This window comes from Arcobacter sp. F2176 (assembly GCF_004116465.1).
Lineage (GTDB): Bacteria > Campylobacterota > Campylobacteria > Campylobacterales > Arcobacteraceae > Arcobacter > Arcobacter siniprincipis.
The window spans coordinates 201,530-215,425 of sequence record NZ_PDJV01000002.1; the positions used below are offsets into that span (position 1 = coordinate 201,530).

13 protein-coding genes are annotated in these 13,896 nt (G+C 30.1%); 6 read left to right on the forward strand and 7 right to left on the reverse strand.

Annotated features, from left to right (window positions below; translation table 11 throughout):
* Window positions 1-21 precede the first annotated feature (21 nt).
* The 5 genes from CRU95_RS02705 (at window position 22) to CRU95_RS16770 (ending at window position 3,043) form a co-directional block, all read left to right on the forward strand.
* Window positions 22-159: a hypothetical protein gene (locus tag CRU95_RS02705; RefSeq protein WP_258238606.1), complete on the forward strand. Its 138-nt coding sequence runs from the start codon at window positions 22-24 to the stop codon at window positions 157-159.
* A complete protein-coding gene (locus CRU95_RS02710) occupies window positions 156-1,043 on the forward strand; it encodes an AraC family transcriptional regulator (protein ID WP_129099613.1) in 888 nt (295 codons plus the stop codon). The genes CRU95_RS02705 and CRU95_RS02710 overlap by 4 nt, the downstream gene beginning before the upstream one ends.
* Before the next feature lie 106 nt (window positions 1,044-1,149).
* Window positions 1,150-2,070: an aromatic alcohol reductase gene (locus CRU95_RS02715; RefSeq protein WP_129099614.1), complete on the forward strand. Its 921-nt coding sequence runs from the start codon at window positions 1,150-1,152 to the stop codon at window positions 2,068-2,070.
* A 252-nt stretch (window positions 2,071-2,322) separates the two neighbouring features.
* Complete coding sequence (locus CRU95_RS16765) at window positions 2,323-2,754, forward strand: bile acid:sodium symporter family protein (RefSeq protein WP_258238607.1); 432 nt, start codon at window positions 2,323-2,325, stop codon at window positions 2,752-2,754.
* Between the two features lie 109 nt (window positions 2,755-2,863).
* The gene (locus CRU95_RS16770; RefSeq protein ID WP_258238608.1) at window positions 2,864-3,043 is read left to right on the forward strand and encodes a hypothetical protein; all 180 of its coding nucleotides are present in this window, start codon (window positions 2,864-2,866) and stop codon (window positions 3,041-3,043) included.
* 97 nt (window positions 3,044-3,140) lie between these two features.
* Here the strand turns inward: CRU95_RS16770 and CRU95_RS02725 are convergent, their stop codons facing one another.
* Entirely contained in the window at window positions 3,141-3,974 is an 834-nt protein-coding gene (locus CRU95_RS02725) for an SDR family NAD(P)-dependent oxidoreductase (RefSeq protein ID WP_129099615.1), read from the reverse strand.
* 181 nt (window positions 3,975-4,155) lie between these two features.
* Here CRU95_RS02725 and recQ point away from each other — a divergent pair, with 181 nt between their 5' ends.
* The gene (recQ, locus tag CRU95_RS02730; RefSeq protein WP_129099616.1) at window positions 4,156-6,261 is read left to right on the forward strand and encodes a DNA helicase RecQ; all 2,106 of its coding nucleotides are present in this window, start codon (window positions 4,156-4,158) and stop codon (window positions 6,259-6,261) included.
* Window positions 6,262-6,266: 5 nt separating this feature from the next.
* On the opposite strand, the gene CRU95_RS02735 is transcribed toward recQ, so the two are convergent.
* Genes CRU95_RS02735 through CRU95_RS02760 form a run of 6 tightly spaced genes read right to left on the reverse strand, consistent with a single transcriptional unit; the run spans window position 6,267 to window position 13,892 of the window.
* Window positions 6,267-7,970, reverse strand: a complete 1,704-nt coding sequence (locus CRU95_RS02735) for a CHASE domain-containing protein (RefSeq protein WP_129099617.1) — start codon at window positions 7,968-7,970, stop codon at window positions 6,267-6,269.
* On the reverse strand, window positions 7,967-8,647 hold the full coding sequence (locus CRU95_RS02740) for a response regulator transcription factor (RefSeq protein ID WP_129099618.1): 681 nt from the start codon (window positions 8,645-8,647) through the stop codon (window positions 7,967-7,969). The genes CRU95_RS02735 and CRU95_RS02740 overlap by 4 nt, the downstream gene beginning before the upstream one ends.
* Before the next feature lie 33 nt (window positions 8,648-8,680).
* Window positions 8,681-10,390 carry an ABC transporter ATP-binding protein gene (locus tag CRU95_RS02745; protein ID WP_129099619.1) on the reverse strand — a complete coding sequence of 570 codons (1,710 nt, stop codon included), beginning with the start codon at window positions 10,388-10,390 and terminating at the stop codon, window positions 8,681-8,683.
* A gap of 12 nt (window positions 10,391-10,402) precedes the next feature.
* Complete coding sequence (locus CRU95_RS02750; protein WP_129099620.1) at window positions 10,403-11,248, reverse strand: ABC transporter permease; 846 nt, start codon at window positions 11,246-11,248, stop codon at window positions 10,403-10,405.
* An 8-nt stretch (window positions 11,249-11,256) separates the two neighbouring features.
* Window positions 11,257-12,279, reverse strand: coding sequence for an ABC transporter permease (locus CRU95_RS02755; RefSeq protein ID WP_129099621.1), 1,023 nt, complete (start codon window positions 12,277-12,279; stop codon window positions 11,257-11,259).
* Entirely contained in the window at window positions 12,276-13,892 is a 1,617-nt protein-coding gene (locus tag CRU95_RS02760; RefSeq protein WP_129099622.1) for an ABC transporter substrate-binding protein, read from the reverse strand. The genes CRU95_RS02755 and CRU95_RS02760 overlap by 4 nt, the downstream gene beginning before the upstream one ends.
* Between the last annotated feature and the right edge of the window lie 4 nt (window positions 13,893-13,896).

The following is a 13,896-nucleotide window of genomic DNA, read 5'->3' on the forward strand; positions in this document are numbered from 1 at the left end:
CTTTTAGAAGCAAAACGATTGATGACTTTAGAAAATATGGATATAGAAGGTGCTGCTTTTTATGTGGGATATCAAAGTACTTCTCAGTTTTCTAGGGAGTATTCAAGCTACTTTGGAATGGCTCCTGGTAAGCATGTCCGGAGTTTAAAAAATATATGAATCAAAAATCACTTAATGAACTTGAAAAACTACTAAAAGAAGATGGTCTTTATAATACTTACTTAGATAATCTAAAATTGTTTAAAGTAAGCTCACCTATGGTTTTAAGCCCATGTGTTTACGATAATTGGGTTGTATTTACTTTTCAAAATAGTAAAACTGTAAAATTAAATAATCATGTACTCGAATACAATAAAAGTAATTATTTAGTTGCATCATCAAAATTACCCCTTGAAGGTCAAACATATTTTGCCTCACAAGAAGAGCCGATGATAAGTATGATTATCTCAATAGATGAAAAAGAGATATATCAGCTTATCCAAGAATTATCTGAAGATTTCAGTGATGAACTAACAGACACTTTACAAGGAACTTTTGTCGATAGTGTTACTCCTGAGATAGAAGATCTTTTATATAAATTGATAAAAGTTATAAAGTCTAAAGAAGAGTCAAGAATCTTAGGTAAGGCACTTCTTAAAGAACTATTTTATAGAATTCTAAAAGGTAAAAATGCAAAATTTTTATATAAATTATTTGATAAGTCTTCAAAAGAAGCAAAAATTGCAAGAACGCTACAGAGTATTCATAATGGTTTTTCAAATAATTTAGATATAGAATCTTTAGCAAGAGAAGAGGATATGAGTGTGGCGTCTTTTCATACTCATTTTAAAAAAATCACTTTACATACTCCTTTACAATATATAAAAAAAATTCGTTTAACAAAAGCAAGGGATCTAATTATCCAAGAAAATCTACAAGTAAATGAAGTAGCTACAAAAGTAGGATATGAAAATATTTCACACTTTAGTAGGGAGTTTAAAAAGTATTTTGGATTTTCTCCAAAGGATGCAAAAGTATCTTATGCTGAGTACAATCTAGAATAGATCTATATTTATAGAATTATGCATAAGATTTATAGAAATCTCTATTTACATATTTTCGTCTAAAAAATATACTTACCTTGTTAATAAATTAAGACAAGGAAAGATAATGAATATTTCAAATAATAGTAAAATTCTTATAATTGGAGCAGGGGAACTAGGGATGTCAATGATTGATGCCTTTAGTAAAAAAATAAAAACTAAGCAATGCTCTTTATATGTATTACTTAAAAAAGAATCGATAATAACTCCAAGCAAAGAAAAAGAACAAAGGCTTAAAGAGTTTGAATCTAAGGGGATAGAAGTTGTAAGCGGCGATTTACAAAATGATTCAATAGAAGAGTTAAGTGAAATCTTTTGTGAATTTGAAACCGTTGTAAACTGTAGTGGTTTTGTAGGAGGGAAAGGTACACAAATTAAGATTACTAGTGCTGTATTAAAAGCAAAAGTTACTAATTATATTCCATGGCAGTTTGGTGTGGATTATGATATTGTTGGAAAAGGAAGTGGTCAACCAGTTTGGGATGAACAATATGATGTTCGGGAGTTATTACATTCTCAAAATATTACTAATTGGGTAATTGTATCTACTGGAATATTTACTAGTTATCTATTTTCTCCACATTTTGGAATTGTAAATCTAAAAGAAAAAGTAGTTTGTGCCTTGGGTGATTGGGATTATAAAGTTACTGTTACTACTCCTGAAGATATTGGAATATTAACAGCCGAGATTACTTTTGTACCTGAGCTTAGAAACGAAGTAGTTTTTGTAGCTGGAGATACAATTTCTTATGCTAAATTAGCTGATGTGACTGAGGAGGTTATGGGAGAGCCTTTTGAAAGGAAGTTATTGAATATGGCTGACTTAAATAAAGATATAGAAAAAGATGAAAATAATATAGCTGCTAAGTATAGACTTGCCTTTGCAAGAGAAGATGGAGTAGCATGGGATAAAGAATTAACATTCAATTTTCAAAAAAATATTAAAGTGACTGATGCGAAAAGTTGGTTGAAAAAAAGTATTAATTAATTTTATATCTCCTAAAATAAAATAAGCAGAGGCTATCTTACCTCTGTTATTTTAATACTAAAATCTTAAAATTCTAAAAAGAACAATCTTTTTTTTCGCTTTAGTTTAAGTTATATAAATATCTTAATTATCAATAACAAATATGAGATATTAAAAAAATTGTACAAAAATGAATCTTTTTTTAGTTAGATTTATATAGACCTTTAAAAGCCTAAGCCTATTGGATTAACTGTAGTTTTACAGTTTTTACTTATGCCTTTGGCTGCTTTTGTTATTTCAAAAGCTTTTGACTTTTCTACAGAACTTACTTTTGGAATGATTTTAGTAGGTGCAGTATCTGATGGTACTGCTTCAAATGTAATAGCATATTTAGCTAAAGCTGATGTGGCATTATCCATAAGTATGACAGTTGTTTCTATACTTTTATCTATAGTAATAACTCCTTATTTGACATTATTTTATGTAGGACAAAACGTACCCGTACCAGCTTCAAGTATATTGTCTAGTATCTTAAAAATAGTATTAGCACAAGTTGTTATAGGTGTAATAGTGAATTATTTCTTTAATAAATATATTGAGAAAAATCAAGATTTATTTGCTTCTTTGTCTATTATCTCTATTGTGTTTATCATTGCGATTGTAGTAGTTTTAAATGAATCAAAAATTCATACTGTTGGTTTATAGCTATTAGCTGGTATTGTATTACATAACTTATCCGGTCTATTAGGTGGATACTATATAGCTAATTAGTTATGATAAAAAAGAGTGTAAATCTGTAGCTATAGAAGTGGGGATGCAAAACTCAGGTTTAGCAGTAGCTCTTTCTATAAAATATTTTAGTACTTTAAGTGCTCTTCCTGGTGCTATCTTTAGTATTTGGTATAATATTGCAAGGTCAATTATTGCCTCAATTTGGGCAAAACAGGAAAAATACTATTTAACTCAAAGTATGATAGTATCTCATAATGAATAATAAATATGAGATACTAAAAAATACTTTTGGGTATAATGCTTTTCGTTCTTTTGATGACTACGAGGGTGTAGCCTCTTGGGATAAGCTCTTGTTTAATTTAAAAGTCAGTACTAAAACTTAACTCTTTATTTTTTTCCAACTCTATTTCCAGAGTATCTATTTTATTTTTTGCATAAGAGTACGAATCTGAGCCTAAAAATAAATGAAAAGGAACTTCATCTAATAGTGAAACTTCATAAATCATTTTTGCGAGTTTCTTAGGATCACCTGGTTGATTCTGATTGATATCATTTTGATGCGTTGATACCATCTTTTTAGCTTCTTTATAATCTGAAATTTCGTTACTTGGTGCTTTCATTGATGTAGATTCTAAAAAATTGGTTCTAAAATATCCAGGATAAACAAGTATCACCTTTATACCAAACTCTTCTACATCAGCTTTTAAACCTTCTGTTAGTCCAGCAACGGCAAATTTAGTAGAACAATAAATACCAGAACCAGGAAAAGTACCAATAAATCCACCAATACTTGAGATATTGAAAATATGCCCACTTCTTTGTTTTCTCATTATTGGTAAAACTGCACTTAATACATTGATTAGTCCAAAAACATTGATATTATAATTGTTTTCTATCTCTTTTTGGCTAAGCTCTTCTATAGCACCAAATAATCCATATCCTGCATTGTTTATAAGAACATTAATCCTAGAAAATTTCCTAATCACTTGATTAACTGAAGTCTCAATATCTTTTCTATTTGATAAATCAATTTCTAAAGCTAAAAAATTGGTATTTGTACTTAATGTAGTATCTATTTTACTAATATCTCTTGTTGTTCCTGCAACTATATGACCTTCCTTTAAAAAATGTTTTGTCATCTCATAGCCTAAACCTTGAGAAACTCCTGTTATAAAATAAACTTTTTTATCCATTGTTTTTTCCTTAAAATGTATTTAAATAATGTAAAAAGTATATTTAATCTCTGGAGATATGTAAATACATATTTCTATTGTATTTCTGTACAATTCTACTAACGAATAAAGAAGTAGAATATTTGTATTTATTCTAAATCATTCTTATACTCCTTAACTAAATTTATGCTAAAATCCCCCAATGAACAATAAACACAAAATACTAAAAGATATTTTCGGACATGAACACTTTAGAAGCTTTCAAGAGGAAGTAGTAGACAGTATCATCAATAAACAAGATGTACTAACCATCTTACCAACTGGTGGTGGTAAATCACTTTGTTATCAACTCCCAGCACTTCTTATGGAGGGAACGACAGTCGTAATCTCTCCACTTATTGCTCTTATGCAAGACCAGATAAAAGCACTCAATGATTTGGATATAAAAGCTGACATGATAAGTTCATCACAAAGTGGTGAAGAGAATGGCTTTACTATGCAGAAGCTTTTGCGAGGTGAGTTGAAGTTTATTTATGTGGCACCTGAGAGATTTACTTCTAATGAGTTTGTTGGAGTATTACAACGAATCAATATCAACTATTTTGTTATCGATGAAGCTCATTGTGTATCTGCTTGGGGTCATGAATTTAGAGCTGAGTATAGAAATCTGGATAAACTAAAAAGACTGTTTCCCCATACTGCTATAGCTGCATTTACTGCAACTGCTACAAAAAAGGTAGAAGCAGATATCGCTTCAAATCTGAACTTGCAAGGTGCGAAACACTTTAGGGCAAAAACTGTTAGAGATAATCTTGATATAAAAGTTGAACCTCGAATTTCAAATGGTAAAAAACAGATATTAAGTTTTTTAAAAGCACATAAAGGCTTGTGTGGGATTATCTATACTTTTACAAGAAAAGAAGCAGAAAGTACGGCACAATTTTTATGTGAAAGTGGATATACAGCTAAGGCTTATCATGCTGGATTATCACCAGCTGTTAAAGATGAAGTTTATGATGATTTTGTTTATGAGAAGATTGATATCGTTGTGGCAACTATTGCTTTTGGTATGGGAATTGATAAGTCTAATATTCGTTTTGTCATACATACATCTTTGCCTAAAACACTTGAAAACTATTATCAAGAGATAGGTCGAGCAGGTCGTGATGGAGATATGTCTTATGTGTATTTACTTTACTCAAAATCTGATGAGGTAAAAAGAAAAATACAAATAGAAGACGCCATAGATGTGGGATATAAGCAAACAGGGCTTGATAAACTTGAAGCCATGTATAGATATTGTGTATCAAATAATTGTCGGCATAAAATCATCGCAAACTATTTTGAAGATGAGTGTGAAGATTGTAAAATCTTGTGTGATAACTGTACAAAAGGTGATATTGAACAAGTTGATGTGAGTATAGATGTACAAAAGTTTTTAAGTGCTGTTTATAGAAGTGGTCAAAGATTTGGAGCAAATCATATCATAGATATTTTAAGGGGTTCAAAAAATCAAAAGCTTTTAGAGTTTGCACATGATAAACTTAGTGTTTATGGTTTGGGAGCAGATAAAAGTAAAAACGAGTGGGTGGCTATTGCTGATAAACTTATAGATATACAAGCTTTAAATTTAGGTGAATTTAGAGCATTAAAAATTAGTAATCTTGGTATGGAGATACTAAAAGGAAATGAGAAAGTTCTAATAGATAGTGATAAACTTGGTATTGCTCAAAAGATTGAAGAAGAAGTTACGGAACTGAGTTTTGATGAAGAGTTATATGAGAAATTTAGAAGTTTGAGAAGAGAGATAGCCCAAGAGAGTGAAGTACCAGCTTATGTGATATTTGGGGATAAAACTCTAAAAGAGCTAGCTTCAAAACTTCCTCTTACAAAAGAAGAGATGTTAGATATCAATGGAGTAGGTCTTGTAAAATATGAAAAATATGGTGAGAGTTTTTTAGCATTATGTAAAAGTATAAAAGAGGAGTTTAGTGAAAAACTAGAAGAAAAAGCTCCTTTGAAAAAACTTACAAAAACATATTTAGAGACTTTTGAGTTAATAGAAGATGGGAAAACAGTAGAAGAAATAGCACAAATAAGAGACTTGGGTTTGACATCTATTTTATCTCATGTTTCAGTTTTAAATGAGCATGAAAAAATATCAAAAGAGAAAAAAGAAGAGCTTTTAAAACCACTTGAAATCCCTCAAAATATAAAATCTTGGATAGAAGAGGGTTTAAATTTGGATTCAATAAAAGAGTTACGAAAACAGTTATATTTGTATGAGTATTTATCTAAAGAAATATAAATTTTTTAAATAGGAAATTCTATTGTAAATGTGGCACCAGTACATTTCTCTTTGTTTATATAAAAGGTGCCATTTTTTACACTTATTTTTCCATTCATATGTTCAGTTATAATCATTTTACATAAGTGCAATCCTATACCTGAACTTTGTTTTGTAGTAAAAAATTGTTCAAATATATTTTCGATATGTTTTTCATCTATTCCACCTGCATTGTCTCTTATGGTTATAAACTTTTTATTATCTTTTTCATAGGTAAATATTTCCACTAAAGGCTTATTTACTCTTCTTTCTATAAAGGCATCCCTACAATTAGATAAGATATTAATAAGTACTTGTGAAAACTCATTTTGATAGCCATATATTCTTATTTGTTCTTTTTTATTATCTCTTTTAACTCTTAAATCTAATTTTGTAAAATCGTGTTCTAAAAGTTTTAGGGCGATATCTAAAGTATCATCAAATAAGAAGTTAGTTTTGATTTTATCTTGAATATGGAAATTTTTAAATTCATCTACAAGATTACTCATATACACTAAAGTATTTTGCATATTATTAAGTGAATTTTGGAGTTTTTCTTGAGATGGCATACCTTTAAACTCTATCTCACTTTGTAAGGAGATGATATTTGAAGATACTTTTGATAAGGGACTTCTCCATTGATGCTCGATATTTGATAGGGTTTCACCAATTGTGGCATAACGAGATTGGATATACAAAATCTCATCTTTATTCTTAAGTTCTTGTATTGATTCATATTTCAAGTTATAAAATTTATTGATTCTATAAGAAACTATGATTGTCAAAAGGATTCCAATAAATAAGCTTAGTTCTGTAACAAAACTTCTTCTTTCATTTATATATCTCAAGCTAGGTATTGCTTCAAAAGTCCATTGTCTAGACCAAATAACTGGTAAGTTTTTTTTATATTTTAGGTGTTTATATATTTTATTTAAAGAGTTGTGAGAATAAATCTCTTCATTTATTTTATTTGTGGTATCAAATATTTTGAAATTTATCTCGTTTGAAGTTTCATCTTCTTCTAAAATTGATTTTTTAAATATATCTTCTATAACAAAAACACCAAGAACAAAACTTTTGATATCTTCATTTTCATCAAAGATAGGCAAAAAAGTTAAAAACCCTTTTTTGTTCTTTTTTTGTACCAACTCTATTGCTTGAGTAACTTGTGGGCTTTTTGTTTTTAAAGCTTTTTTTATAGTTTCAAATCTATTTTTATCGCTTGATAAATCAAAGCCTAAGGCCTTTTCATTATTTAAAAAGGGTTCAACATAATATACTGGAAAATACCTATCTTTTGATTCTACTTTTTTCATATTATTATTTTTTGATTCTTTTGTAAAGAAAAAATCCTTTTCAAAAAGTTTTCTTTTTTCATTTGGAACTATTGGAATCCACTCTAAAGCATGAATAGCATCATGTCTTTGTATTATTTTTTTTGCTTCTTTTGAAAACTGTTCTTTTGTAGGAGTTTGACCATTATTATAAAGAATTGATAAGCTGTAAAGAGTTTCGAGATTTAATAAAATTTCTCTATAAAAAGATTTTGTTTTATTATCGACTATATTTTGAAATCTACTTTGTATATTTTTTTCTTCAATATTATTAATAATATAACTAACAGATATGGATAAAAATAATCCAATAATTATTATAGAAGATACATGTAGTTTGTATTTATTTCCTATCAAGTTAAAAGCCTATAACCTTGTTCGTTTTCATTTAAGATGTTATCTTTTCCTATTTTTTGACGAAGTTTTCCAATGAGTACTTTTAGTGTTCCTTTATTTAAAAGGTCACCTTCCCAAACATTTTCTTCTATAATATCATAAAAAACTAATTCATTTTTATTCTCAATTAAAGTTTCTAAAAGAAGTCTCTCTTTATTTTGTAGTCTCTCTATTTCATTTGTACTATTAGTAAAGATATGAGTATGCAGGTTATATTTAGCGCCATTTTGGAATGTTATTTCAAATTTATTTCTTTCTAGTAGTTTTTGAGAACAATTAAATAAAGCCTCTTTTAAAGAGGCATAAGAAATAGGTTTTATGATATAAGACTCCAGATGTAAAGAGACAGCTTCCATAAGAAAGCTTTCTGTTTTATAAGCTGTTAAAACTACAACTGGAGTTTGGCTATCTTCTTCTCTTATCTCTTTTATGAGTTCTAGCCCATTCATACCTTCCATATCAATATCTGTGAAGATGATATCAGGTTTTATTTCATCATATATCTCTAAAGCCTCTTTTGCATTTGAGGCAGAATAGACTTTTTTAACAATATTTGAAATGGTATTTGTGATGTTTTCTCTCACTTCATCATCATCTTCAACATACAGTACAGTAAGGTATTTTAATATATTTTTCATGTGAAATTATATCCTATTCTTCTTCTTTACAAATTAAGCCATTTTTAGTTTATTTGGCTCAAAATGTGGAATTGAATCAATAAGTTTTTTTGTATAATCTTTTTGTGGATTTTCCAAAATATCATAGACATTTCCTTGTTCAACTATTTCACCTCTATTCATCACGATTACTCTTTCACATAATAGTTTTACAACATTTAAATCATGTGAAACAAAGATATAACTCATACCTAACTCTTTTTTTAATCTATCTAATAACTGTAATACTACCGCTTGAACTGATACATCAAGGGCAGAAGTTGGCTCATCTAGAATCAAAATCTTTGGATTTACTGATATTGCTCTTGCTATTCCTACCCTTGCTTTTTGACCACCTGAAAGTTGGTGGGGAAATCTAGAGAGTAAATGAATAGGAAGTCCTACCATTAAAGATAATTCTTCTACTTTTTCTTTTATTTTTTTTCTGTCTCTCATTTTCAAAAGTCGTCTAAGGGGCTCTGCAATACAATCAAAAGCATTAAATCTAGGATTTAAACTATCTGTTGGATCTTGAAATACCATTTGTATTTTATTTCTTTGTTTCATGGCTGCAAATTGTTTAGATGTGTAAGCTGTGATATTTTCATTTTCTAAAATTATATCACCAGAAGTTGGGTCTAAAAGTTTTGTAATCATATTTGATGTTGTAGATTTACCACAACCTGATTCACCTACTAATCCTAAACTTTCCCCTTTTTTTAGATTGAAGGTGATTCCATTTACCGCTGTAAAAGTATTCTCTTCTTTTTTCTTTGCAAAGAGGCTACTTTTGTCCCTTAGAGGAAACTTTTTAACTAAGTTTAGAACTTCTAAAATCACTTCACCTTTTTTTGTTATTTCATTGTGTATTTGCTTTTTTGAGACTATCTTTTCACCTTCCATCTCTTCTGGAATAGCAGTCAAATCTGAAAGTTTAGATTTTGGACCAGGGGATGCTGCTATTAGTTTTATTGTATATGGGTGTTTTGGTTTTGTAAAAAGTTCATAAACACTATTTTTTTCTACTATCTCACCCTTTTGCATAACACAAATATTATCACAATACATTGCTGCCATTCCAAGGTCATGGGTTATTAACATAACAGCCATATGATGCTCTTTTGCCAAATCTTTAATTAAATCCATTATTACCTTTTGAGTAGTAACATCAAGTCCTGTTGTTGGTTCATCTGCTATTAAAAGTCTTGGATTACAAGCAATTGCAATTGCTATCATAACCCTTTGACACATTCCCCCTGATAGTTCAAAAGGATAAGACCAATATCTATCTTCGGGATTTACTATTTTTACTTTTTCTAGTATTTTTATCGCTTTTTCTTTTGCATTTTGTGGACTTGCTTGGTGGTGACAAATAAGTACATCTTCTATTTGTTTACCCACACATCTTATAGGATTTAAAGCAGCTCTTGGGTTTTGAAATATCATAGAGATTTCTCTTCCTCTGATTTCTTTAAAATCCTTCTCTTTTGCAGTTGTTAGAGGAAATCCCTCAAACTCTATTTTCCCATTTGTTACTCTTCCTGCACTATCTAATAATCCCATTACTGTAAAAGCTGTAATTGATTTACCAGAACCACTCTCTCCAATTACTCCTAAAATCTCACCTTTTTGGATATTCATTGAGGCTTTTTTTAGTCCATGAACTGTTCCATTTCGTGTTTTAAAATCTATTGATAACTCATCTATTTTTAAAAATGAATACATAATATTAGCTCCTTATGTTCTTTTTTTAGGGTCTACTAAATCTCTTAATCCATCACCTAATAGATTAAAACAAAATACTGCAAGCATAAGTGCAAGTCCTGGGAATAGGGCTAACCACCACTCTCCTGAAACAATATATGTGGCTCCTTGAGCTACCATAATTCCCCACTCTGCATCAGGTGGTCTAACGCCTAATCCTATAAATGATAATCCTGCTGCATTTAATATTGCCCAACCCATATTTAAAGAAATTTGTATCATCATAGGTGGCAAACAGTTTGGAAATATTTGAAAAGTAAGGATTCTAAAATCTGAATTTCCATTAAGTCTTGCAGCTTGAACATATCCTGCATCTCTTCTTATTAGAACTTCGGCTCTTGTTACCCTTGCATAAAATGGTATATTAATAACAGCAGTTGCATAAATAATATTTTCAATAGAATTACCCAAAGTTGCCACAATTCCCATTGCTAAAACAAAAAGTGGGAAAGCCATAATTGCATCAGAAAATCGACCAATTATTTTATCAGCCCAACCACCTAAATAACCAGCAATTGCCCCAAAAGCACTACCAATGATAAAGGATAAAATTACTGCTGAAAAAGCTATCCATAAATCAAGTTTTGTAGCAACTATTACTCTACTTAAAACATCTCTTCCTAAATTATCAGTTCCAAATAGATGTTCCCAAGAGGGAGGAGATAAAACTGCATGTGCATTTGTCAAAAGTGGATCATAAGGTGCAATAGCTGAACCAAATATAGCCAAAAATATAAAAGCAAAAAACATGAAAAATGAAAATGCAGTAATTAAATTATCTTTTAAAATATATTTAAAATGTGTAAAAAATTGTTTCATATTTTTTCCTAATTATCTATAGAGACACGGGGGTCAATAAGAGTTAAAATTATGTCAATAGTTAAATTTACCACAACAAAAAGTAATGCCATAGTAAGTACAAAACCTTGAACTGCTGCATAATCAGAAGCCACAAGTGCTTCAATAGCAAAAGAGCCAATTCCAGGCCAAGAAAATACTTTTTCAACCAATACATTTGCACCTAAAAGAAATGAAAAAACCATTCCTAGTGTTGTAAGTATTGATAATAAAGAGTTTCTAAGGGCATAAGTTATTAGTATCTTACTTCTTGGCAGGCCATTTGCTCTTGCAGTTCTTATAAAATCACTTGACAAAGCATTTAACATGGAAGCTCTTGTCATCCTAGCAATTGGTGCTAGAGCAAATATTCCTAGTGTAATTGCAGGTAACATTAGCTGTCTTACACTTGCCCAAAATGTCTCCATATCATTTGCTAACAAAGAATCAATAGTATAAAATCCTGTTACATGGGGAGGTGATAAATACATAATTTCCAATCGTCCAATGGGAGAAGGAGCAATACCTAAAAGATAATAAAAAATGTATATCAAAAATAGTCCCGTAAAAAACGTAGGTAAAGATACTCCCATAGTAACTAATACTCTAGTTAGATGGTCAATCCAAGTTCCAGGTTTAGTTGCAGACAAAATACCTAAAGGAATTGCGATTATTAATGCAAAACTTAGACCTAAAAAAGTCAATTCCAAAGAGGCTGGAAGTCTAGTAGTAAGTTCTTCTAAAACTGGAAGACCTGTATTTAAAGACATGCCTAAATTACCATGGGAAAGATTTTGTACATAGATAAAAAATTGTTCAACAATACCTTTATCTAAACCCAAAGAAACCCGTACTTGCTCAATTGATTCTTTATCTGCCATAGCCCCAGCAAAATAAACTGCTGGGTCACCTGGAAGTGCTCTTGTTAATAAAAAAGAGATTATGACAATACCTATAATTGAAGGAATTGATTGAAACAATCTTCTTAATATTTGTGTTATTTTATTTTTCATGATTTTGTAATGGTTGTACAATCAAGCTGTCTATGAAACCATGAAACATAGCCATCAATATTTTTTTGCATTGCTGCATCTAAATATGGTTGATATAATGGGATTCTAGGAACATCATCATAAACAATCTCAATCATCTCTTTAATCATATTTTCATATTTTGGATTATCTATTTCCATATGAAGTGTTTCATCTGTTAGTTTCTCAATTTTTTCATTTTTATAATTTGATGAATTAAATAAGTGTCCATATTTATATGCCCAGAAGAAGTAATAATCAGGATAATTCAACCACCCTCCAAAGTTTTCTAAATGCATAGGAAGTCTTTTTTCAACAAGTGCTGCTGTTCTCCAATTTGCCCCTGGAATTTTGTCAAGTTTAACTTTTATACCTATTTTTTTCAATCCTTCTTGGATTAGAAGTGCGGTTGGTTCTTGCCATGATGCAAGACCTAAATTATACGAAAGTGTTGTTTTAAACCCATCTTTAAATCCAGCTTCTTCTAATAGTTTTTTAGCTTTTTCTATATTTGTATTATAAGGAGATGGTTGCGGCCATACAATATTTGATGGAGTTTTACTACTTGCTCCAAACATAGGTTTTCCTCTTCCATAAGCAGCTGATGATAAAATCTCTTCATAAGGAATAGCATAAGCAATAGCTTGTCTAACTTTTTTATTATCAAAAGGTTTATATTTAACATTTAATCCTAAAACATGTATACAGTTATCAATAGGAGCACCAGAAACTTTTATTTTGCCTTCTTCTTTGAATTCTTTTACATCTTTTGGTGGAACATTTGTATATAGATCTGCATCTTTTCTCTCTAATAATGCTCGTCTAGTAGAAGCTGATGGTACTTCTCTTACTATAACTCTTTTTATTGCAGGTTTTTGAGCTATGGCATAATCTTCATTTCTTTGATAAACAAATTGTTGCCCCGGATCCCATCTTAAGATTTTATACGGTCCAGAACCAGCAGGAGTCTTATGTAAATACTCTGTAGCCCAAGGGTCATTTGCACTAGCATGTGCTTTAGCAACTTTTGAATTGATAATAAAAGGAATTGGCACAGCTAAATCAGGAAGTGTTAATTTAGAAGGAAATGGTAAATCAATTCTAAATGTTATATCATCAACAGCAACAAATTGTTTTGGATCTGACATAGAACCAGCTTTCATCTGTACAGTTGGGAAACCACCTAAAGTAACAGCTCTATCAAAAGACCATTTTACATCATGTGCAGTAACTGGTGTGCCATCCCAAAATTTAGCTTTTGGATTGATTTTAAAAGTAATTGATTTTTTATCATCTGAAAATTCCCAAGATTGGGCAATTTCTGGTTCTATTTTTGTAGAATCATATGCATATGAGCCATCAGGAAGAGTTTTAACTCCAAATTTTACAAGTCTGTCATAAATATTTACAGTAACTTGATAACTAGGTCTATTTGTACCTTTTCTATGTAAATCTAAACTATTGATATTGTTTCCACTAACAACTACTAAAACACCATTGCTCCCAGTTGCTGCATTTGCCTCTGTTGGTAAATATCTTAAAAAAGGCAGTATTGAAGCAGCACCTGCTATTCTCATAAAATCTCTTCTTTCCATTTTT